Origin of the sequence: Winogradskyella poriferorum, from assembly GCF_050618035.1 — a bacterium.
Lineage (GTDB): Bacteria > Bacteroidota > Bacteroidia > Flavobacteriales > Flavobacteriaceae > Winogradskyella > Winogradskyella poriferorum_A.
Window position 1 is genome coordinate 474,473 of the sequence record NZ_JBODPY010000002.1, and the last position, 21,659, is coordinate 496,131.

Consider the following 21,659-nt stretch of genomic DNA (forward strand, 5'->3'; position numbering starts at 1 on the left):
TCTATATTTTGTATATTTCATAAGTGATACTAACCGCTACAAATTCAATGAAAAAAATAATCAACACATCGAAGGCACCTGCTCCTATTGGACCTTATAACCAAGCGATTCTAACGGGTAATACATTATACACTTCGGGTCAGATAGCATTACATCCAGAAACAATGGAATTAATCAATGATACCATTGAGGCCGAAACCAAACAAGTCATGGAGAACTTAAAAGCTGTATTAGCAGAGGCTGGTTTAACTTTCGAGAACGTTGTAAAAACCTCTATTTTTATTAGTGATATGAATAATTTTTCTCGAATTAATGAGGTTTACGGTAAGTATTTTGACGAAGCTACTGCACCTGCTCGCGAAACAGTAGAGGTTGCTAATCTTCCAAAATATGTCAACGTAGAAATAAGTATGATTGCTATAGTCTAATCAATCCTTACACCTTCTTTAATTGAAGCTAAAAAAATCTGAACTTAAAGACTTTCTAGATGCAAAGGTTGCACTTTACAACCATCCTAAGTTTATAGAAAGTGATCCGATTCAAATACCTCATAAATTCAATAAAAAGGAAGATATTGAAATCATTGGCTTTTTAACAGCTACGATTGCATGGGGAAATCGCAAAAGCATCATTACGAATGCGAATAAAATGGTAGATCTATTAGAAAATTCGCCTTATGATTTTATTATGAACCATACATCTTCGGACCTCAAAAAGCTTGATGGTTTTGTGCATCGCACCTTTAACGATATTGACTTTAAACAATTTGTAAAAAGTTTAAACCACATTTATCAAAAGTATAACGGTCTCGAGGCAGTTATTTCAAAATATGCACAAGAAGATTCGTTGCAATTCGCAATTCATAAATTAAAAGAAATCTTCTTTGAAATAGAACATCCCAAGCGTTCGGAAAAACACGTTAGCGATCCTTTAAAAAATTCGGCTGCAAAACGCATCAACATGTTTTTAAGATGGATGGTTCGTAAAGACAACAACGGCGTAGATTTTGGACTTTGGAAATCCTTAAGCCCTTCCCAATTAAGTTGTCCTCTAGATGTTCACTCCGGAAATATGGCTCGGAAACTTGGATTATTAAAACGAAAACAGAATGACGCCAAGGCACTTTCTGAATTAGATAAAAACCTAAGAAAATTAGACCCTTTGGATCCAGTTAAATATGACTTTGCCTTATTTGGCCTAGGTGTTTTTGAAGATTTCTAATAAAAAAAGGCTTCCAAACTGGAAGCCTCTGTACTATTTAAAATATCCTTTTATCCTTTTAACCATGCGTTGCGCAACGCAACTTGCGCTTCAGAAGCATTCTCATCTTCTACTAAGGACTCTGAAACTGCAGTAGCTTTAGTAAGCTTGGTTTTAATTGAAATTGTCTCACCACCTCGATCTAATTCTACATCAATGTCTTGACCTTCTTGCCAACTAAACATCCCTGTAACAATTTCTTGAGCTTTCATTAATGACATTTCTTGTCCATTAACCTTTTTAATTACATCACCAGCTTGTACACCTTGAGTAGCCCAGAAAGAATTCTTTAAAGCCATCTCAGAGAAAAATATCTCACCTTTCTGAGGATCAGCATCAAAAATAATATTTTGTCCACCTGCAAAAATATAGTTCGTTGGCACTTCGGCCTCACCTTTTATTAATCCAACCATTTCAAAAAATTCATTGTAATTAATTGGCACATCACCTTCTACATGTGTTTTAAAGAATTCTCCAATACTTGGATAGGTCATTGCTGTAATTTCATCAATAATATCGTCATCTACAAATGGTTTGTTCTTACCATACTTATTAGATAATTCTTTCATAAGTGACAGCATTGAACGTTGACCATCGCTCTCTTTACGCATTAGAATGTCAATACACATTCCAATTAGCGCCCCTTTCATATATACATTGTAATAATTTGATGCATAAGGATCCTCCAACACATTTTCGCTCATAATGGTAAAACTCATCGCATCATCTAAATTTTTAGATGTGTTAATCTTTTCCATTACAGTGTTATAAAACTTATTGTTGTCTATTAACCCTTCATAAATCTGAAAATGCTGTGCAAAGTATTCTGTTACGCCTTCATACATCCATAAATGCTTAGAAAAGGTTGGATTGTTATAATCAAAGTAATGTACATCTTCCGAATGTACAGATAACGGTGTTACAATGTGAAAAAACTCATGTGCTACAACATCTATCATTGATGCCTTTAATCCCTCTAATGAACTGTCTTCTGGAAAAACAACCACAGTAGACGTATGATGCTCTAATGCACCAAATCCTTTAGGAGAAGTTTCGTCACCTTTTGATAAATAAACATAAATATCATAACGTGGAGTACTATTAATGTCACCCAAATAAGCTTTTTGCGCTTCCATCATTTTATACACAGTTTCTTTTAAACTCGAAGCTGTATGTTGTCCTGTAGGTGAATATAAGCTTAACACAATTTTTATATCTCCAACCATAAACTCCTCAACATCGAGTTTACCATACATCATCGGATTATCAGTGATATCGAAGTAACGTGGTGCATAATAACTACTTGTCATCATGGTTCCATCATCAGAAGTTCTGCTTCCTTTACTCTCTAATGCAGAAGTTCTCACAAAATCTGAAGGCGCTGTAACATCTAAGGTATAGGCGTTGTTCTTTAATGAATCGAAATAACCAACAAATCCATGGAGGTTTAAGACGTAGTTTTCTGGTTCAATATTTGTTCCTGCCGGAGAAAACGGTTGCTCACCTTGTATCCCTCCAGAGGTCTCGATATCGTAGGTATCATTTACATAATACTCTATTCTATCTAATTGTGTAGCATTACTAATCGTCCAAGAATTAGTATCAATTTTATTTACACTAAGTGCATTACCATCGTAATCAATAGCTTTAAAATCATCTGCATATTTCCCAAAATCACTAACAGAATAAGTACCTTGTACAACACGTGGTAATCTGTAGGTTACTGTTTCTGTTGAGAAGCGTCCAGGATTAATAATAACAGGAACCTTATCCTCTTTTACTTCAGACAAATTAAGACTAGTAACTATTGGATTATTTAAAGCTGAATCATCAACTTTTGGTTTTGTTGGTCCACATGCGACCAATACCACACTTAATACTGTAAGAGCTATATACTTGTTCATTCTAAAAAAATTAATTTTCTACTTGTCGCACAAAACTACAACCTGTTACTGCCATAAATCTAAAGGTTTTGTTAAATTCGTCTCGTGCCAAATGCATTGATTAGCATATTAATCCCCTTTAAAAATACAGACGCATTCATTGAAGAGTGTATTCAATCCATTGTTAATCAATCTTATACAAATTGGGAGGCCATTTTTATTAGTGATCATTCAACAGATGATTCGGATAAAATTGTAGAATTTTACGCCATTAAAGACAAAAGAATAACTTGTCTAAAAAATGAAGGTTCAGGTATTATTGATGCACTAAAAACAGCTTATAAGCATTCTAAAGGTACATATATTACACGTATGGATAGTGATGACATCATGGTTTTAAATCGTTTAGAACTGATGTTAAATGATTTACAGCAATATGGGAAAAATCATCTTTCTGTTGGTTTGGTGAAATATTTTCGAGATGATGGTGTGAGTGACGGCTACATGAAATACGAAAAATGGATAAATGGATTAACATTAACTGGTAATAATTACTCTGAAATCTATAAAGAATGTGTTGTACCCTCCCCTTGTTGGCTACTTCACAGAGATGATTTTGAAAATTGTGGTGGCTTTGAACCTAATATATATCCTGAGGATTATGATCTTACTTTTAGATTTCATAAAGCCAACTATAAAATTATTCCATGTGACAAACTCTTACATTACTGGCGTGACTATAGCACACGAACCTCTCGAACACATGAGCACTATGCACAGAACTACTTCCTAGATATTAAGGTGCGATATTTCTTAGAATTAGATTATGACAAAAAAAGACCATTAACCATTTGGGGAGCAGGTTCTAAAGGAAAAGTTGTTGCCAAACTGCTTATAAAAAACAATATTCCTTTTCATTGGATTTGTGATAACCCGAAAAAGATTGGCAAGAAAATTTATGATCAGGAGCTTTTGAATTTTAAACATTTATCTACACTAAAAAACCCTCAAAGCATTGTAACTGTTGCGAACGATGAGGCGCAAAAGGAGATCCTATCTTTTTTTAAATCCCATAATATGTTTTCGATGATAGATTATTTCTTTTTCTGTTAAATTTCTCAAAACTGACTCAGTTAAATCTTATGTCATTTTCTATATTTGATTCTAAGAACGATGTTACCAAGGAATGCAGTTTAAACACCCAGAATTACTTTACGCTTTACTATTACTGATTGTTCCTGTTATTATTCACTTATTTCAACTTAGACGTTTTCAAAAGGTTGAATTTACCAATGTAAAATTTCTTAAAGCCGTAAAACTTCAAACACGCAAGAGTTCACAGATTAAGAAATGGTTAACTCTAGTAACCAGACTTTTACTTCTAGCATGCGCAATTTTGGCTTTTGCTCAGCCTTTCATTCCAAAAACGGATAATTTTAATGACCAGCAAGAGACGGTCATATACTTAGACAACTCATTCAGTATGCAAGCTAAAGGACAAAATGGTTCCTTATTGAATGAAGCTGTACAAGATATTATAAGCACTGTATCGGATAAGGATGAAGTTAGTGTTTTTACCAATGATCAAACATTCACAAATACCAGTGTTAAAGCCATTAAAAAGGAGTTGATAAACCTTGGTTTCACGGCAAATCAATTGAGTTATGACGCAGTTTTACTCAAGGGAAAACAACTGTTTACCAGTAAAGGTAACTCTGAAAAAAATTTAATATTGGTTTCTGACTTTCAACAAAAAACTGAAGCCTTTAGTATTGATAGGGACAGCACATATAATATTTCCTTTGTGCAACCAAAATCCAATCTTATTGCAAACGTAAGTATAGATAGTGTGTTTATAAATAGTTCTTCTGCGGAAACTATTGAATTGGTTGTTAGATTAAAGAATTTTGGAGAGGCAACGGACGATTTGAGTGTTTCACTATACAATAATGACGAACTGCTCGCGAAAACTGCTGTAAGTATAGAAAATGAAGCCGGTGCTAATTTTACCCTAGCCAATGACAAGGAAATAAACGGACGCATTCAAATTGAGGATGCAGGTTTACTCTATGACAATACTTTCTATTTTAATATTGGTCAAAATCCTAAAATTAAAGTTCTTTCCATAAACGAAGAATCTGACGATAGCTATTTAAAACGAATTTATACTGACGATGAATTTGACTACATATCTTCAGAAATTGACGCTTTAAACTTTAATCTTATAAAAGATCAGGACTTAGTCATTTTAAATGAGTTAGAGTCCTTATCTAATGCTTTAATCTCCGCTCTCAACGAATATAAAAATGATGGTGGATATATTTTAACTATTCCTTCGGGTAAAACTAATTTAAATACTTATAATGAGTTATTTAATAAATTAAATTTATCTATTTTAAACACCCCAATAGTTTTAAATAAACGGGTAACATCCATTAACTATGATCATCCTATTTTAAAAAATGCTTTTTACACTCGAGTGACAAATTTTCAGTATCCAAGAGTCGATCAGAGTTATAAATTCTCATCTAATAGTAATAGTATTTTAGCTTTCGAAGATGGTAGTGTTTTTTTACAAGGAGATAATGGATCCTACGCATTTGCTTCGCCTATTAACTCTGAAAATTCAAACTTTAAAAATTCACCATTAATTGTACCAGTACTTTATAACATAGGTAAGCAAAGTTTAAAACTTCCCAAGCTTTATTATACAATTGGTAATCCTAATTCTGTTGCCGTAAAGGCAACCGTAAAGCAAGATGATATTTTAAGTTTACATCGTGAAGGTGCCTCTGTTATACCACCACAGATCGCATACAGTAAAAGTGTTGTTATGGACATAGGTGAATATCCAAGTAGCGTAGGGATTTATGAAATTAAAAATAAAGAAGAAATTTTACAGAATATTAGTTTTAACTATAACCATAATGAAAGCAATATCGCGTATTTAAATATTAGCGACCTAAACAACGTAAACGCCTCAACAGACTTAAGTAATACGATAAGCACAATAAAAAGTAATGCAAATGTTAACGCCCTATGGAAATGGTTTGTTATTTTTGCGCTAGCATTTTTGATCTTAGAAATGCTAATTTTAAAATATCTTAAATGAACGCACTACTAAAATCTGCAACTGTCGTTGATTCTAAAAGTGATTTTCACAATAAGACGGTTGATATTTTAATTGAAAAAGGTCGTATCGCTAAGATTTCCAAAAAGATTTCAAATCCTAATAACTACAAAGAGATTGCATTAGAAAACCTTCATGTTTCTAGAGGATGGTTTGATAGTAGCGTTTCTTTTGGCGAACCTGGGTATGAAGAGCGGGAAACCATTGCAAACGGACTAACAACAGCAGCTAAATCTGGCTTCACCTCTGTTGCTCTCAATCCAAATTCAAATCCAGTAATTGATAGTTTTGCGGATATAGCCTTTGTAAAAATGAAAGCCACGGGAGCAGCAACTTCACTCTTACCAATTGGTGCTCTAACTAAAGATAGTAAAGGCGTTGATCTCGCTGAGTTGTATGATATGAATAGTGCTGGTGCAGTCGCTTTCTATGATTATCAAAAACCAATCTCTAACCCAAATCTCATTAAGATCGCCTTACAATATGCAAGTAGTTTTGATGGTCTTGTTTATTCATTTCCTCAAGAATCTAAAATAAGTGGCGCAGGCGTTGTTAATGAGCATATAAATAGCACAAGATTAGGTCTTAAAGGTAATCCCAATTTAGCGGAAGACTTACAAGTTGCTCGCGACTTATTTATTTTAGAATATACCAATGGTAAATTGCACATTCCTACCATCTCTACGGCAAAATCTGTAGAACTTATTAGGCAGGCAAAATCTAAAAAGTTAGATGTGACATGTAGTGTGGCCATTCATAATTTGTACTTTACTGATGATGTTCTAAAAGACTTTGATACAAATTATAAAGTTTCACCACCAATAAGAACGCAGTCAGATTGCGATGCCTTAATTGAAGGGCTTAAAGATGGTACAATTGATATGGTGACATCAGACCACAATCCACTCGATGTTGAAAACAAAAAAGTTGAGTTTGATTATGCTAAGTATGGTACTATTGGTTTAGAATCGGCTTTTGGTGCGCTTCAGACTTTATTTACCACTAAAAAGACCATATCAATTCTCACCCAGGGAAAACAGAGATTTGGCATTAAAGATACTGGTATTTCTGAAGGAGAAGTTGCAAACCTAAGCTTATTTAATCCTGATACGAGTTACAACTTTTCTGAGTCTGAAATTATCTCGAGCTCTAAAAACAGTGCATTTATAGGTGCACAATTAAAAGGTAAAGCCTACGGTATTATTTCGAATAATAAAATGGTGCTTAGATAGTGGACAAAAATCAAGTAAAAGAAGGAAAAGGACTAGCCACTGTGGCTTATTTAACAATTATTGGTGTTTTAATTGCTTTTTTTATGAATCAAGAAAAACGCAACGACTTCACTTATTTTCACATTAGACAAAGTTTGGGTTTATGGTTAACCTATTTTGTCTTAGGTTACGTTGTAAGTGGCTTTGATAGCTGGATGCTTACATACAGTTTCTGGATATTTTTTATTGTACTTTTTCTTTTTGGTATTCTTGGGGCTGTTTCAGGTAGGCTCAATAAAATTCCTTTACTAGGCGATTTCTTTCAAAAAATATTTAAGTCCTTAGGTAACTAATTATGACGGATTTATTTTACCTCAAAAGACCATCGGTTTTAAATGCAAATGCACCCTTACTTATTATGTGTCATGGTTATGGAAGTGATGAAAATGACCTCTTCTCATTTGCCCAAGAATTACCTGAAGAATTATTTATTATTTCACTAAGGGCTCCTTTTAAAATGCAACCTTTTGGCAATGCATGGTACGCTATAAATTTTGATGCCGTACAAGGTAAATGGAGTGATAATGAACAAGCCCTCGCATCCGTAAATATGATTTCTACATTTATAGATTATGCTTGCAAGACCTACCCAATAAATCCTGATAATGTTACACTTTTAGGATTCAGTCAAGGCAGTATTTTAAGTTATTCTATTGCATTAAATTATCCAGAAAAAGTTAAAAATGTTATAGCATTAAGTGGTTACATTAACGAGGATATAATGCCAAGTGATACTAGTAAATTTAACTACAATCATTTGAATTTCTTTTGTTCCCATGGTTCAGTGGATCAGGTTATTCCGGTTGATTGGGCCAGAAAAACACCTAATTATTTAGATGCACTTAATGTAAATCATACTTACAAGGAATATCCTGTGGGCCACGGTGTTGCGCCTCAAAACTTCTATGATTTTAAAACCTGGTTAGAGCGCTACCTCTAATATTGAATAGGGTACATAAAGTATTCAACAAGCTTATACTTTAATTGATTATTTTCATCAATTTCATAAGTAACAAAAATCTCTCCGAAATTCTCAGTATCAGAGAAATCGGCTAATATCCATTTGTGATTTAGGATTCTAATATTATTAATCAACATTTTAGATTCTGTCATGGAAACGTATGGAACAATAGGGTGATCTTCACCTTTATAATCATTCATACTGTATAGACCGTCAATTATTGTTGGTATTAATTTCTCCGTATCGTAACCTCTATCCTCGAAATAAGTTAAAGCCTCTTCATTACCAACGATACTAAACTGTCCTAACTCAAAGTTTTCATTTTGTAAGTTTTCAACAAGTTGCTCGTTTTCTAGAATTTTACCTTTAAATACCTTTATATCATTCTCATATTTATCAATAATATTTTTTGAATTGACATACTGAAAAACAATCAGCAATACCGAAAACAAAAACAAGTACATAAAAATTCTATTCTTCATCTATATATTAAGTTTTAAATTATCATAAGCTAAAAACACATTCTCAGGTAACTTATCCTGTACCACATCATGAAATCCCAAGTGATGACTAATGTGTGTTAAATAGGCCTTTTTCGGATTCACCTTTTCAATAAAGGCTAAAGCTTCTTCAAGATTAAAATGAGACATATGAGGCTCTTCTCGCAAGGCATTAACAACAAGTACGTCCAAACCCTTAAGCTTCTCAACCTCCTCATCTGGTACTGTTTTCATGTCCGTTAGGTAGGCAAAATCCTTAAATCTAAATCCAAAAACAGGTAATTTATAATGCAACCCTTCTATCGGAATCACATCAATACCGCCTGCTCTAAAAGGTGTATTAGTAATCTCATTTTGAATAACGCTTGGAACACCTGGATATTTGGCTTCGGTTGTAAAAATGTAATCAAATCGTTTTTCTAAGGCCTTAAAAACACGTTTGTGCGCATATAATGGAATATCACCTTGTCTAAAAAAAAATGGCCTAATATCATCTAGACCCATTGTATGGTCAGCATGCTCATGCGTGAAAATAACACCGTCTAGTCGAGAAACTTTGGCGTTTAGCATCTGTTGCCTAAAATCTGGACCACAATCTACAACAAAGGTGTAATCGTCCCACTCTACAAGCACCGAAACTCTTAGTCTTTTATCCTTTGGATTATCACTTAAACATACAGGGTGATTACTGCCAATAATTGGTATTCCTTGGGATGTTCCAGTACCTAAAAATGTTACGGTCAAGACTGTTAAGTTTAAGACAAAAATAAGCTTATTTTTTTGTATACCACTCTAAAATAGTACCTTTGCCTCATTATGAAGAACCCAAATTCTATGGAAGATATAAGGTATAAAGGAGACTTCGAAATCGAAAATATTCCTTCCTTAAAAGATAAAGCCTTACGAATAAATCTCAATAAGGACATTTACGGTACTTTTGCGGAAATTGGTGCTGGCCAAGAAACTGTACGTCAGTTTTTTAGAGCTGGTGGTGCCTCAGGTACAATTGCAAAAACTATGTCGGCATACGATAAGGATTTTAGTGACGCTATCTATGGTATCGAGGATGATAAGCGTTATGTTACCGAAGCACGATTGAGAAAAATGCTTAATCATGAGGTAAATCTAATCGAGCAAAGAATTAAGCGCGAAAAACATCCTACCAAAATATTTTTCTCATATGCCAATACTGTAGCTACAATTGACTTTGCTAAAAAGTATAAAGGCCATGGCTGGGTCGGAATTAAGTATCAGGTTGCACCAGACCAAGAATACAATGATATTGTTCTTCATATTCGATTTAAAGAAAATGATGCTAGATTACAGCAAGAAACTCTAGGTAAATTAGGTACAAACCTTATTTATGGTGCTTTCTATAAATATAATCAACCACGTAAACTACTACGTTATCTATACGATCATTTAGACAAAGATCAATTAGAAATAGATACCATTAATTTCTCTGGTCCTGTTTTTAAGGATGTTGATAATAGATTAATGAGTCTTCAACTGGTTAAAAACGGAATGACAGATGCGGTAATGTTTGCACCAGATGGTAATAATGTTTTGCCTGCAAGAGTACTCTACAAAAAGAACATTTTAGCACTTCGCGGAAGTTTTAGACCAGTTACCAAAGTAAACATGGATATGTTTGAGAAATCATATGAAATGTTTATTAAGGAGAATAAGGTTGATAAGGAGAAAACACAGGTAATATTTGAAATTACATTATCTAACTTAAGAGCAGAAGGTGAAATTGATGAACAAGATTTCATGGATAGAGCACGTTTGCTTTGTTCTTTAGGACAAACTGTTCTTATATCTAACTTCCAAGAGTATTACCGATTAGTAGAATATTTTTCACAGTATACAAGAGCTCGAATGGGCTTAGCAATGGGTGTGAACAACTTGGTAGATATTTTTGATGAAAAGTACTATCGCCATCTAAGTGGAGGTATATTAGAAGCCTTTGGAAAATTGTTCTACAAAGATCTGCGCGTCTATCTATATCCAATGGAAAATGAAGATGGAAGCCTAACAACAAGTGAAAACCTTAAGGTACATCCTCGAATGAAGGAACTCTACAAATTCTTCAAGTACAATGGTAAAGTTGTGGATATTAATGATTTCGATCCTTCCATCCTTTCAATTTTTTCAAGAACTGTTCTTAAGAAAATTGCAAATGGAGATACAGGTTGGGAAGAAATGCTTCCAGAAGGTGTAGCTAAACTAATTAAAGAAAAGGCGTTATTCGGTTGTGAAACTGAAGAAGTTCTGAGATAATATCATATTACCTTACTTTCTTATAGAAGTTCCTTTATATTATTTTTCCACCATCTAATTTTTAAATTAATTTAAATTTTAAGGTTAAATTAGTGCAATCTTATTTCAATAAAATGAAAAGGAAATCACTTTTTTACACCCTACTTTTTTCTTTAATCTTAATAACCAATTCTTGCATGGAAAATAATAATGCCAATTCTCAGGAACCACCTAAAGTTAATGACTCGTGGCGTCTTGTATGGTCAGATGAGTTTAAAGGTGATACGATAAATCAAGAAAATTGGAATCATCAAGTATTACCTGCAGGTCAGTTTAATGAAGAATGGCAACGTTATACAGATAGTTCTCAAAATGCCTATATAGAAAATAATTGCTTAGTAATTAAGGCTATCCATGAAAGTGATTCTCATGGTTTAGACCAGTACACATCTGCCCGATTAAACACGGCTAGCAAACAAAGTTGGAAATATGGTAAAATAGAAGCACGTATCAAATTGCCACAAGGTAAAGGTATTTGGCCTGCCTTTTGGATGCTTGGAGCTAATATTGATGAAAATGGAGGTGACACACCATGGCCCTTTTGCGGAGAAATAGATATTTTAGAATTATATGGTACAAATAGTGATGCAGTCATTGAAGCCAATTTGCACTATGCTGACAATTCAGGAGAGCATGCTATGATGGGTGCTGAATCTTATGAACTAGAGGATGGCATATTTGCAGATGATTTTCATGTGTTTGGAATAGAATGGGATGAGGATAAAATAAGTTGGACGGTTAATGATACTGTTTTTGCTTCAACATCAATTACAGATAAAGAACGATCTGAATTTCACAACGAACATTTCATATTATTAAATCTTGCAGTTGGTGGTACCTATGCTGGCAGACCAAACGCCTCTACTCCATTTCCTCAAAAAATGTATGTTGATTGGGTAAGAGTATACGAGAAAGTTAAAGCATTATAAGTCATGAGCTTTATTTTAAAAAATAAGGTAATTGAATTACATGTTGATGATCCATTAAAGCAATACAAGTTCCCAAGATTCGATTGGACTGGTAAAATTACTACCGTAAAATATAAAGGACTCCTTGTATCGGGAAATGAGAAAACCCATCCCGAAGAAATTAAAACCTTCGGAAGAGGATTTTATAACGAATTTGGTATATCTATGCCAATTGGTTTTAAGGAGATCAAGAAGAACCAATGGTTCCCTAAAATTGGTGTTGGCTCACTCAAAAAAGATAGTGACGATTATTACTTCTTAAATAATTATGAGATAAAACCAGCAAACTTCTCGATAGATTATTCAGAAAATAGAATTCAATTAGGTTGTACAAGTAAAAATGAAAATGGATATGCGTACGAATTAGAAAAAGAAATAACGCTTTTGGATGATGGCTTCCAAGTGAGCTATAATCTTTTAAATACAGGCGAAAAACCAATTATTACTACCGAATACAATCATAATTTCATTGCCATTAACAACAACTTAATTGGTAAAGACTATAGACTATCCTTCGATTTTGACCTTGATAAAAAAGTCTTTGATGAAATCGTTAATCCAAATGATGTGGTTACTATAGATTCTGAACAGATATCATTTAATACACAACCAGAAAGTGATTTCTTTTTTAGTAATATTTCAGGAGGTAAAACAGTTAAGGCTAAATGGCTTTTAAAAGACTATAAAAATAAAATTGCGATTTCGGAAGAAGCTAGTTTTACAACTAATTATATCAATATTTGGGGTTGTGGCCATGTTATTAGTCCAGAATTATTCATTGCACTAAATATCCTTCCTGGTGAGCGCAAATCTTGGTTTAGACGATATTCCATATCTGACTTTAGCTAATTTTTAATTTTAGATTAGTACATTAGATTTTGGAGCTAGATTTTATATCTTATGCTTCACTAAAACTAACTAATCAAATAATGGGAAATAAATCGCTCTACACCGTCCGTATAGCACTTATCGTAGCGCTTGGTGGCTTTTTAATGGGATTTGACGCTTCTGTCATTTCTGGCGTTAACAAATTCATACAAATAGATTTTAATCTAACAGATATTGAGCTCGGGTTTTCAGTAAGCTCGCTCACCATCATTGCGGCTCTAGCTATGATGGTTTCGGGTCCATTAAGTGATCGATTCGGGAGACGCATCATGCTAAAAGTATGTGCATTGGTTTTTACAATCTCTGCTGTGGGTTCCGCCTTAGCACCAAATTTTACTCTGTTTCTTATCTTTAGAATGCTGGGAGGTTTTGGTGTTGGTGCTTCCTTAATATTAGCACCTATGTATATCGCTGAAATTGCACCTCCTGAACAACGTGGAAGATTGGTATCCTTTAATCAGCTTAACATTGTATTAGGTATAACCATTGCATTTTTTAGTAATTATTACATTCTTTCTCTTGGTGATTCGAATTCAGAATGGGTACAATCATTAGGAATAGCAGAAAATAATTGGCGTTGGATGCTTGGTGTTGAAGCACTACCAGCTGTCTTATATTTCTTTGGATTACTCTCAGTACCAAGAAGTCCAAGGTGGTTAATTATGAAAAAGCATTTAGAGGAGGCGAAATTAGTTTTAAATAAATTCTACACAGAAGATCAAGCAGAAAAAGATATCGTAGCCATACGCACTTCATTAGAAACAGATAGAAATAAGGAAAAAGTTTCTGTTATGGAGATCTTCAAACCAGCAATGCGTCTGGTGATTACAATTGGCTTGGTTGTAGGTATACTTCAACAAATTACTGGTATCAACTCTGTATTTTTTTATGCACCAATGATCTTTGAGCAATCCGGCATTGGGACAGACGCTTCCTTTATTCAAGCTATTCTTGTAGGTGTTACAAATCTTGTTTTCACAGTATTGGCCATGTTACTTATCGATAAGCTTGGACGTAAACCATTGCTTGCTTTCGGTGTGACAGGAATAGGTATTTTTATGTGTCTTTTAGCCTATGGCTTTAATACTGCAACCTACTCGCTTTCACAAGAAAAAATTGATCAAATTTCCAATGTAGAATTAAGAGAACAGGTGTCGACCTTAGTAGGTCAATCATTTAAGAATGATGTCGCTTATAAAAATGAACTTAAGAAGCTATTAGGATCAGAAAAAGCAAAACAAAACGAATCAGAGTTAATTACAGCTGCTATAAGCATGAACCCTTCATTAATACTTATTGGAATATTAGGTTTTGTAGCTTGCTTTGCAATTTCGTTAGGGCCTGTGATGTGGGTTTTATTCTCAGAATTGTTTCCTTTACGGATTAGAGGTGTCGCCATCTCTTTTGTAGGTTTTGTAAACTCAGCTGTTTCGGCTGGTGTACAATTTATTTTTCCATGGGAATTATCTACCATAGGTAGTGCAATGACCTTTTTAATTTATGGGTTATTCGCCTTTGCTAGTTTAATCTTTATTATTCGTGTTATTCCTGAAACAAAAGGAAAATCCTTAGAAGAACTTGAAGCACAACTTGTGAAATAAGTTCCTTTAAGGATTTTATTAATATGATGCTATACTTCTTAGAAGTCTAAGATTTGTTCGGCGTGAGCCTTGGTTTTTACCTTGGTAATCACATCATCGAGAACACCATCCTCGTTTATTATAAATGTTGTTCTGTGGATACCGTCATATTCTTTGCCCATGAATTTTTTTGGTCCCCAAACACCAAATGCTTCGATTACCGCCTTGTCTTCGTCGGCTAGTAATGGATATTTAAAACCATATTTGTTTTTAAAATTCGCTTGGCGCTTTGCACTATCTGCACTAACACCTAAAATTTCATATCCTTGAGCTTGAAACTTCTCAAAATTATCATTAAGGTTGCAAGCTTCCGCAGTACAACCTGGTGTACTTGCTTTTGGATAAAAGAAAACAACAAGTTTTTTTCCTTTATAGTCAGAAAGTGAAATTGAATTTCCTTGCTCGTCCTTAGCTGTGAAATTAGGCGCTTTATCTCCTACTTTTAAATGCGTCATAATGCTTAATTTTGTTTTTGTAAAAATACGATGAATGACCAAGCAAGAAAAGGTGCAGTTTGTTATAAATACGTTAAATGAACTCTATCCCGAAATACCGATTCCGTTAGACCACAAAGATCCATATACCCTGTTAATTGCGGTTTTGATGTCTGCCCAAAGTACTGATGTTCGAGTAAATCAAATCACACCTTTGCTTTTTGAACGCGCTGATAACCCTTATGACATGATTAAACTTAGCGTGGATGAAATAAGAGAAATTATAAAACCTGTTGGACTTTCGCCTATGAAAAGTAAGGGAATACATGGCTTATCGCATATATTAATAGATAAACACAATGGTAAAGTTCCAAAAACCTATGAAGAATTAGAAGCCTTACCTGCAGTTGGCCACAAAACGGCAGCTGTTGTTTTATCACAGGCATTTGGCATACCAGCCTTCCCAGTAGACACACATATTCATCGATTAATGTATCGATGGAATCTTAGTAATGGAAAAAATGTTGTGCAAACTGAAAGAGATGCAAAAAGATTGTTTCCTAAAGCCCTTTGGAATGATCTGCATCTGCAAATTATTTGGTATGGACGCGAGTACTCACCAGCTAGAGGTTGGGATCTAGAAAAAGATATTATTACTAAAACTGTTGGTCGTAAATCTGTAATAAATCAATATTATAAAGGCAAGTAAGCTAATGGTATAATTGTTGATGCTTCTAACAAAACCATCAATAATGAGAATCTTACTTCCTCTTCTTGCTCTTATTCTACTCTCCTCATGTATCCCTACTAATATTGCACCACGATTTAAGAATAAGGATTATAAGATAATGCAGGCAAAGAAGTTTTCGAGAAAATTGCCTAAAAAGACGTCATTCATTTTCAAGGATCCCAAAGATGCTAATGAGTTTTATCATTACATAAACACAAAGCTTAGGCTAAATCATAGCAACGTAGGCTATAATTCACCTTTTTACATAAATAAAGAAAGGTATTATCTCAGTTATGAAGAAGTTGGAAAGGAAGATAAAGTTTTCAATCTAGGTTTTGCTGCTACTGATCTTGTACTACAAGAGAAAACTGGATTGACTGTTTTTGATGATAATTACACTAGTCGCACTGGCCATTGGTATATTGTAATCACTGTATTTGATGAACAAACTGAAAATTGTTTGTTAGATACACACCCTAAAAAAGACTTAGTCATTGAATATCTTAAAGCAATGAAAAAGGAGTACCTAGAAACTCATAATTATCAAGAATTATTATTCACAAAAAAATCCTGATCTCTCAATCAGGATTCTTTTCCAACTTAATTTAGAAGTGCTTCAAACTTCAATTTATTATAATTTATAACACTTAAAGCCTTTGAATAATCCAAAAGAAAACGTACTGTCTCGTCTTTTGGTTTTAGGTTTGAATTTTTTGGGGTTTTAGTAGAGTAAATTTTTGCCATATTAATAATTTAGGATTTATTATATGACTAAAACGCAACTTATTCCACTTTATTATATCAATTTGTTAAAACAATATTATTCTGCTCTATAACCTTCCTCATATTGATTAAAGCATACCGCATTCTACCTAATGCTGTGTTGATACTTACTCCTGTTCTTTCTGATATTTCTTTAAAACTCATATCTTGATACATACGCATCACAAGTACTTGTTTTTGGTCTTCAGGAAGCTCCTCAATTATTCGTCTTACATCTTCTTCGACTTGTTCTTTTATAATTGATTTCTCAGCATTTAAACTTGAATCACTTAGAACAGAGAAGATGCTAAACTCACCTGCATTATCAAATTTTGGCATTCTGCTATTTCTTCTAAAATGATCTATGACTAAATTGTGAGCAATGCGCATAACCCAAGGTAGAAATTTACCTTCTTCATTATACTTGCCTAATTTTAATGTTTTAATGACCTTAATAAAAGTGTCCTGAAAAATATCTTCGGTTATGTCCTTATCATAAACCTTCGAATATATAAAACTGTAGATACGTTGCTTGTGCCTTTCTATTAACACAGCTAATGCATTTTCGTCGCCTCGTATGTAATTGGATACCAACGTAGCGTCTTGGATAAGTTCTTTCTTCATAATAATTACTTTAATGCCTAACAACTATGTTATTAGACTTGGGGTTTCTAGCTTTTTGATTAAAGTAATATTATGCTATACGCTACTGTTTTTTAAATGATTATGTCTCAAATATAACAACAATCATTCCGAAAAAACAAAAATATAGCTCAAATTTTAACATTTAATCTAATAAAAATGCGTTTTATCAGCTTAATGAGAAGTAGTATCTTTGCAAAATTACAGTCCAAAAAACGCTTATGAATACACCCATCTCCCAAGTTAATCCTAAAGAAAATATCATTATTAAGGGTGCACAACTTCATAATTTAAAGAATATTGATGTTGTTATACCTAGAAATGAATTGGTGGTAATTACTGGGTTATCGGGTTCTGGTAAATCTAGTTTAGCGTTTGATACACTTTATGCAGAAGGCCAAAGGCGTTATGTTGAGAGTCTATCGAGCTACGCGAGACAATTTTTGGGACGACTTAATAAACCAAAAGTTGAGTACATAAAAGGTATTGCACCAGCAATAGCAATAGAGCAAAAAGTAAATTCTACCAACCCACGATCTACAGTAGGAACTACAACTGAGATCTATGACTATCTTAAACTATTATTTGCACGCATTGGTAAAACCTACTCTCCTATTTCTGGTAATCAGGTTAAAAAGCATAGAGTCTCAGATGTTATTGATTACATAACCAGATTTGAGGAAAACACAAAATTGTTACTCTTATCACCTATTCGTTTAGAAGAAGGTAGAACCATAGAAAACAAACTTGATACGCTTCAAAAACAAGGTTATGCAAGAATTAAGGTAAATTCTGAGGTACTAAGGATTGACGATGCTTTAAAAAATAAGATTACATCCACTGAAGATTTATTTTTAGTTGTAGATAGAATTGTATTTAAGAATGATGAAGATTTTTTAAATCGCTTGGCAGATGCAATTGAAACAGCATTTTTCGAAGGCGTTGGTACATGCATTATCGAAACGGTTAGTGACAGTAAACAGGCCAACTTCAATAATAAGTTTGAACTCGATGGTATGACATTCCTTGAGCCAAATGCACATCTATTTAGTTTTAATAATCCTTATGGAGCATGCCCAAAATGCGAAGGCTATGGTGATGTCATTGGTATTGATGAAGATTTGGTAATTCCCAATACAGCACTGTCTGTTTATGAAAATGCTATTTTTCCATGGCGCGGTGAAAGTATGAGTTGGTATAGAGACCAACTGGTGAATAATTCGCATAAGTTCGATTTCCCAATCCATAAACCATATTTTGAATTAAGTGATGAGCACAAAGCTCTTATCTGGACAGGTAATGAGTTTTTTGAAGGACTCGACAGCTTTTTTGCAGAATTAGAATCTAAGGCATACAAAATCCAGAATCGTGTAATGTTATCGCGATATAGAGGAAAGACAAAGTGTAATGTTTGCAAGGGAAAACGCTTAAGAAAAGAGGCAAATTATGTTAAGATAAATGGTTCTACAATTACCGATCTTGTGGATCTTCCTATTACGGAATTGATTGCTTTTTTTGATAATTTAGAATTGAATGACTACGATACCAAGATTGCCAAGCGACTATTAATTGAAATAAACACAAGGCTTCAGTTTCTTTCTAATGTTGGATTAAATTATCTAACATTAAATCGAAAATCTAATACACTCTCAGGAGGAGAAAGCCAACGTATTAATTTGGCCACATCTTTAGGTAGTAGTTTAGTAGGCTCCATGTATATTTTAGATGAACCTAGTATTGGATTACATCCAAAGGATACTGAGCGACTTATCAATGTATTAAAATCTTTAAGGGATTTAGGGAATACAGTAATTGTCGTTGAGCACGATGAGGATATAATGAAGGCCGCTGATACGATTATTGATATCGGTCCTGAAGCAGGAACATTTGGAGGTCAAGTTGTAGCAACTGGCGATTACAACGATATTTTAGCGTCCGATACATTGACTTCGAAATATCTTAATGGTCAATTAGAGATTGAAGTACCGAAAAAACGTAGGACTTCGAAATATCAAATTGAAATTAAAGGTGCTCGAGAAAATAACCTCAAGAATGTTGATGTCACCTTCCCTCTTGGAATGCTCACAGTAGTTACAGGAGTTTCTGGGAGTGGAAAGAGTACCTTGGTTAAGAAAATATTATACCCATCATTACAAAAGAAATTGACTGGCTTTAGTGATAAGGCTGGACAATTCACATCAATTAGTGGTAACCACAGTAATGTACAGCATATTGAGTTTGTAGATCAAAATCCTATTGGTCGTTCATCGCGATCAAATCCGGTGACTTATGTCAAGGCCTACGATGATATTAGAGCATTATTTGCGTCTCAAAAGTTGAGTAAAATAAGAAACTACCAAGCTAAACACTTTAGTTTTAATGTTGATGGTGGTCGATGCGAAACATGTAAAGGAGAAGGTGAAGTTACCATTGAGATGCAATTTATGGCAGATGTACACTTAACCTGTGACACTTGTGGTGGTAAACGCTTTAAAAAAGAAATTCTAGAGGTTCAGTTTGAAGGTAAATCAATACATGATATACTTAGTATGACTATTGATGACGCAATTGCCTTCTTCGATTCGCATAATCAAACCAAAATAAAAGGAAAATTGCAACCACTTCAGGATGTTGGTTTGGGTTATGTTACATTAGGACAATCATCATCTACGCTTTCTGGTGGTGAAGCCCAACGGATAAAATTGGCAACCTTCTTAGGAAAAGGAAGCAAAAGTGAAAATGCACTATTTATTTTCGATGAACCTACGACTGGATTACATTTTCATGACATCCAGAAATTATTGAAATCCTTCCAAGCACTTATAGCCAAAGGACATTCTATTATTGTAATTGAACATAATATCGATCTCATTAAATGTGCCGATCATATTATTGATTTGGGACCCGAAGGAGGTAAAAAAGGTGGAAATATCGTAGCCTTCGGAACACCTGAGGAAATTGCTTCAAATAAAGCATCTGTCACTGGTGTTTATCTAAAGGATAAACTTCACTAATAAAATAAAAAGGAAAAAGCTGCTAATAACGAAAGTGATGTTGGTATTATAAACAACAGGAAAATAAACGTTATTATGCCACTTTTAAACCAAGTGAGCAACCAGTGTTGGCCATAAAATTTAATCAAAGCGATTAAAAAGTAAAAGTAGGTTGAGAGTGCTACTAACCAATCTATCCAATCTGGAATGTCATAAACAAATCGATTTAATGCAAATAAAATTGCAAAAACGGTAAATAGATAGGAGAAGAAATAAAAGCTAAATACCAAATGATGCGAATATTTACCTTTAGTGTAATAGAATAGTTTTAAGATAAACGCAAAAAGTGGTAATAAAATAAACATAGCAATCGGAACACTATCAAAAAACGCCTGAACCATTCCTCCTGCTCCACGGCCTTCCATAAGGTTTAACATATTAGCAAATAGTCTTCGTTCAAAAAAACCAGCATCATCGCTCATGCCCATTTGTTTATAAATAGCTTGCTTATCAGAACCTGCAGCAATCATAGAATCTACCTTCTTCTTATCAAAGTCCCAAGATGTCTTAACATTATCAGGTTTATTATTTACCTGTTTAATAATGGAATCTGTAAATTTTAAATCCTCTGCCTTCATCCCAAACTTTTCAGGATTCTCTTTTAGAGGTTGCATCATCTTTTCAATCTGAACAGAATCTAATACAGCAGCTTTAGGAGTTCCATCTTCCGCATCCTTATCATTAGATGAATTAGAGATTACTTTTTGATTTAAATCATTAGCCTGAGAAACAAGATCTCTAGTACTAAAGGATATGACGAAGAAAAAAATGACGGAAATGAATAAATACATCTGAGCAGGATGCAAATACAATAAGCGTTTACCCTTAATAAATTCCTTGGCTAAATGCCCTGGTTTAAACATTAAAGGAAGGAAGCTCTTTAAAAACCGTGCATCAAATGAAAAGTAATTACTAATGGTATTATAAAATAAAACACCAATAGTTAACTCATCATTAGATTTTTGACCACAATGCGGACAAAAACTAAACCCTTGATCGAAAGGTTCTCCACAATTTTTACAATCGATTTGGTTGGTGCTCATTTCTGGTTAATGCTTGAATTAAAATTAAGGATTTTTAAATAAAATCCAACTAATAGTAAGACGATTAATTTAAGGTTATGCTACATTATTATTAAAAAAGATATATGTAATAAGCTGAATTACAAGTGTGTATAATAATGGCACGTTAATTGAAAACTCATTAAGAAATAGC

At 33.7% G+C, this 21,659-nt stretch carries 20 protein-coding genes; 14 read left to right on the top strand and 6 right to left on the bottom strand.

The window, feature by feature from the left end:
• Window positions 1-47 precede the first annotated feature (47 nt).
• Entirely contained in the window at window positions 48-428 is a 381-nt protein-coding gene (locus ACRHOC_RS07025; protein ID WP_431157880.1) for a RidA family protein, read from the top strand.
• Between the two features lie 22 nt (window positions 429-450).
• The gene (locus ACRHOC_RS07030) at window positions 451-1,221 is read left to right on the top strand and encodes a TIGR02757 family protein (protein ID WP_431157881.1); all 771 of its coding nucleotides are present in this window, start codon (window positions 451-453) and stop codon (window positions 1,219-1,221) included.
• Between the two features lie 50 nt (window positions 1,222-1,271).
• Here ACRHOC_RS07030 and ACRHOC_RS07035 read toward each other — a convergent pair whose 3' ends face one another.
• Window positions 1,272-3,164 (bottom strand): peptidase M61, encoded by a 1,893-nt coding sequence (locus ACRHOC_RS07035; protein ID WP_431157882.1) that lies wholly within the window; start codon window positions 3,162-3,164, stop codon window positions 1,272-1,274.
• A gap of 84 nt (window positions 3,165-3,248) precedes the next feature.
• Between ACRHOC_RS07035 and ACRHOC_RS07040 the strand changes: the two genes are divergently transcribed.
• The 5 genes from ACRHOC_RS07040 (at window position 3,249) to ACRHOC_RS07060 (ending at window position 8,484) form a co-directional block, all read left to right on the top strand.
• Window positions 3,249-4,256, top strand: coding sequence for a glycosyltransferase family 2 protein (locus ACRHOC_RS07040; protein WP_431157883.1), 1,008 nt, complete (start codon window positions 3,249-3,251; stop codon window positions 4,254-4,256).
• A 73-nt stretch (window positions 4,257-4,329) separates the two neighbouring features.
• A complete protein-coding gene (locus ACRHOC_RS07045) occupies window positions 4,330-6,255 on the top strand; it encodes a BatA domain-containing protein (RefSeq protein ID WP_431157884.1) in 1,926 nt (641 codons plus the stop codon).
• Window positions 6,252-7,505: a dihydroorotase gene (locus tag ACRHOC_RS07050; protein ID WP_431157885.1), complete on the top strand. Its 1,254-nt coding sequence runs from the start codon at window positions 6,252-6,254 to the stop codon at window positions 7,503-7,505. The genes ACRHOC_RS07045 and ACRHOC_RS07050 overlap by 4 nt, the downstream gene beginning before the upstream one ends.
• A complete protein-coding gene (locus tag ACRHOC_RS07055) occupies window positions 7,505-7,837 on the top strand; it encodes a hypothetical protein (RefSeq protein ID WP_431157886.1) in 333 nt (110 codons plus the stop codon). Before ACRHOC_RS07050 ends, ACRHOC_RS07055 begins: the two co-directional genes overlap by 1 nt.
• Before the next feature lie 2 nt (window positions 7,838-7,839).
• Window positions 7,840-8,484, top strand: a complete 645-nt coding sequence (locus ACRHOC_RS07060; RefSeq protein WP_431157887.1) for an alpha/beta hydrolase — start codon at window positions 7,840-7,842, stop codon at window positions 8,482-8,484.
• On the opposite strand, the gene ACRHOC_RS07065 is transcribed toward ACRHOC_RS07060, so the two are convergent.
• Complete coding sequence (locus ACRHOC_RS07065) at window positions 8,481-8,987, bottom strand: hydrolase (RefSeq protein ID WP_431157888.1); 507 nt, start codon at window positions 8,985-8,987, stop codon at window positions 8,481-8,483. The two genes, ACRHOC_RS07060 and ACRHOC_RS07065, sit on opposite strands and share 4 nt — an antisense overlap.
• A complete protein-coding gene (locus ACRHOC_RS07070) occupies window positions 8,988-9,749 on the bottom strand; it encodes an MBL fold metallo-hydrolase (protein WP_431157889.1) in 762 nt (253 codons plus the stop codon). It lies immediately after the preceding gene.
• Between the two features lie 72 nt (window positions 9,750-9,821).
• Here ACRHOC_RS07070 and ACRHOC_RS07075 point away from each other — a divergent pair, with 72 nt between their 5' ends.
• The 4 genes from ACRHOC_RS07075 to ACRHOC_RS07090 all read left to right on the top strand — a co-directional run bounded on the left by ACRHOC_RS07075 (window position 9,822) and on the right by ACRHOC_RS07090 (window position 14,784).
• Window positions 9,822-11,288: a TonB-dependent receptor gene (locus ACRHOC_RS07075; RefSeq protein WP_431157890.1), complete on the top strand. Its 1,467-nt coding sequence runs from the start codon at window positions 9,822-9,824 to the stop codon at window positions 11,286-11,288.
• Between the two features lie 176 nt (window positions 11,289-11,464).
• On the top strand, window positions 11,465-12,256 hold the full coding sequence (locus tag ACRHOC_RS07080) for a glycoside hydrolase family 16 protein (protein WP_431157891.1): 792 nt from the start codon (window positions 11,465-11,467) through the stop codon (window positions 12,254-12,256).
• A 3-nt stretch (window positions 12,257-12,259) separates the two neighbouring features.
• Window positions 12,260-13,144 carry a hypothetical protein gene (locus tag ACRHOC_RS07085; RefSeq protein ID WP_431157892.1) on the top strand — a complete coding sequence of 295 codons (885 nt, stop codon included), beginning with the start codon at window positions 12,260-12,262 and terminating at the stop codon, window positions 13,142-13,144.
• Window positions 13,145-13,224: 80 nt separating this feature from the next.
• On the top strand, window positions 13,225-14,784 hold the full coding sequence (locus tag ACRHOC_RS07090; RefSeq protein WP_431157893.1) for a sugar porter family MFS transporter: 1,560 nt from the start codon (window positions 13,225-13,227) through the stop codon (window positions 14,782-14,784).
• 38 nt (window positions 14,785-14,822) lie between these two features.
• On the opposite strand, the gene bcp is transcribed toward ACRHOC_RS07090, so the two are convergent.
• A complete protein-coding gene (bcp, locus tag ACRHOC_RS07095) occupies window positions 14,823-15,278 on the bottom strand; it encodes a thioredoxin-dependent thiol peroxidase (RefSeq protein ID WP_431157894.1) in 456 nt (151 codons plus the stop codon).
• A gap of 34 nt (window positions 15,279-15,312) precedes the next feature.
• On the opposite strand from bcp, the gene ACRHOC_RS07100 reads away from it, so the two are divergent.
• Window positions 15,313-15,966, top strand: coding sequence for an endonuclease III domain-containing protein (locus tag ACRHOC_RS07100; protein WP_431157895.1), 654 nt, complete (start codon window positions 15,313-15,315; stop codon window positions 15,964-15,966).
• Window positions 15,967-16,009: 43 nt separating this feature from the next.
• Entirely contained in the window at window positions 16,010-16,561 is a 552-nt protein-coding gene (locus tag ACRHOC_RS07105; RefSeq protein WP_431157896.1) for a hypothetical protein, read from the top strand.
• 227 nt (window positions 16,562-16,788) lie between these two features.
• Here ACRHOC_RS07105 and ACRHOC_RS07110 read toward each other — a convergent pair whose 3' ends face one another.
• Window positions 16,789-17,373 carry an RNA polymerase sigma factor gene (locus tag ACRHOC_RS07110; RefSeq protein ID WP_431157897.1) on the bottom strand — a complete coding sequence of 195 codons (585 nt, stop codon included), beginning with the start codon at window positions 17,371-17,373 and terminating at the stop codon, window positions 16,789-16,791.
• A gap of 239 nt (window positions 17,374-17,612) precedes the next feature.
• Here ACRHOC_RS07110 and uvrA point away from each other — a divergent pair, with 239 nt between their 5' ends.
• Entirely contained in the window at window positions 17,613-20,405 is a 2,793-nt protein-coding gene (uvrA, locus tag ACRHOC_RS07115; protein ID WP_431157898.1) for an excinuclease ABC subunit UvrA, read from the top strand.
• On the opposite strand, the gene ACRHOC_RS07120 is transcribed toward uvrA, so the two are convergent.
• Window positions 20,402-21,487, bottom strand: a complete 1,086-nt coding sequence (locus ACRHOC_RS07120; protein WP_431157899.1) for a DUF3667 domain-containing protein — start codon at window positions 21,485-21,487, stop codon at window positions 20,402-20,404. The two genes, uvrA and ACRHOC_RS07120, sit on opposite strands and share 4 nt — an antisense overlap.
• Between the last annotated feature and the right edge of the window lie 172 nt (window positions 21,488-21,659).